The organism is Candidatus Nitrosarchaeum limnium BG20, from assembly GCF_000241145.1.
Taxonomy (GTDB): Archaea; Thermoproteota; Nitrososphaeria; order Nitrososphaerales; family Nitrosopumilaceae; genus Nitrosarchaeum; species Nitrosarchaeum limnae.
Genome location: NZ_AHJG01000243.1, coordinates 1 through 1,468, shown reverse-complemented (window position 1 = coordinate 1,468; position 1,468 = coordinate 1). Strand labels below are relative to the sequence as shown.

Below are 1,468 nucleotides of genomic sequence, written 5' to 3'. Positions count from 1 at the left end.
TTGTTCAATATCATTATTGAAAATTAGTTTCTATATTATTATACAAAATTAGCATCAATAAAACATGACTGTTGAAAATGCTGCTATGCGCTTAAATGATCTGATAATGGAACGTGAGCAGCTTACAGAATTAATTCAAAAAGAATTGAAATACAATATTTCAGAAGATGCTAAAACAAGTGTGATTGCGACAGTTGATTTTCTGAAAGATGAAATATTAACATTAAAAGATATTCTAAATGAATTGAATTAGTATCCTCTGCTGTTTCTATCAGGTTTACCCTCATTTGGATTCCTAAAACCATGTTTGTCCATCATATGATTTAGAAATCTAATATCATCAGAAAAATGTTCTCCACAAACAGCACAATTAGTCAAAGTCATGATACAAACCAATAATTCCATATTAAAAGATTAATTGGGAGGATAATAGAAGTGCCAGCACTGTTGCTTCCCAAGAGCTCTCGCATCTTAGTAGCACAACAGCGACGATAGGTTTGACTTCCAAGTTCGGAAAGGGATTGGGTCGCACCCTATCGCTATGGCCGGCTTGAACAACGTTGACAGATTCTTATCTATTAAGGTAACGCCTTATTTTAGACAATTAAAAAGAGGTATAAAGCAAGGAATAATCGAATTACGACATGACTCACCGAGTTGCAGTATTAGACAAGGATCTTTGTCAACCAAAAAAATGTGGTTTAGAGTGCATAAAATATTGTCCAGTCAATAAATCAGGGGCAGATTGTATAATACTCAACGAAGAAACAAAAAAGGCTCAGATAGATGAAAATGTTTGTAATGGGTGTGGCATATGTGTCAAAGTTTGTCCATTTGAAGCAATTACGATTGTTAATTTAGCATCTGAGCTAGCTTCTGATAAAATACATCAGTACGGACCTAATTCATTTCGATTGTACAAATTACCTACACCAAGAAAAGGTGAGGTGGTGGGATTACTTGGTAGAAATGGGATGGGGAAAAGTACTGTAGTTAATATTCTCTCAGGAAATCTTAAACCAAATTTAGGAAGATATGACAATCCACCAGAGTGGGATGAGATTTTAAAATATTACAGTGGAACAGAATTAAAATCTCATTTTGAAAAAATTAAAAATAAACAAATTCATGCATCAATAAAACCACAACAAGTACATCATGTTGCACAAGCATTTGACGGTACTGGAAAAGAATTGATAGAAAAATATGATGAACGTGGAATATCAAGAGATCTAATCAAAGAATTAGGTTTAGAGAATTCAATGGAACAAAATCTTAAAGAGCTTAGTGGAGGAGAACTTCAAAGATTGGCGATTGCAGCTGTTGCATCAAAAGATTCAGAATTTTATTTTTTTGATGAACCATCATCATACAATGATGTTTTTCAAAGAAAAAGTGTTGCAAGAGTAATTCAAAGTTTAGCAAAAATTGGAAAAAGTGTGATGGTGGTAGAACATGATTTAACATT

Annotated in this window: 3 protein-coding genes and 1 rRNA gene; 2 read left to right on the top strand and 2 right to left on the bottom strand. The window is 33.1% G+C overall.

The features are described 5' to 3' along the window. Window positions 1-64 precede the first annotated feature (64 nt). Window positions 65-253 (top strand): hypothetical protein, encoded by a 189-nt coding sequence (locus BG20_RS08740; protein WP_010194032.1) that lies wholly within the window; start codon window positions 65-67, stop codon window positions 251-253. Here BG20_RS08740 and BG20_RS13790 read toward each other — a convergent pair. Together BG20_RS13790 and rrf are read right to left on the bottom strand one after the other, a co-directional pair. Further along, window positions 250-384, bottom strand: coding sequence for a hypothetical protein (locus tag BG20_RS13790; RefSeq protein WP_256359096.1), 135 nt, complete (start codon window positions 382-384; stop codon window positions 250-252). The genes BG20_RS08740 and BG20_RS13790 overlap by 4 nt on opposite strands. Window positions 385-433: 49 nt before the next feature. After that, a 5S ribosomal RNA gene (rrf, locus tag BG20_RS08735) occupies window positions 434-553 on the bottom strand. Between the two features lie 91 nt (window positions 554-644). Here rrf and BG20_RS08730 point away from each other — a divergent pair. Then, window positions 645-1,468 (top strand): ATP-binding cassette domain-containing protein (locus BG20_RS08730; protein ID WP_010194030.1); only part of this gene is annotated, 824 nt, incomplete at its 3' end.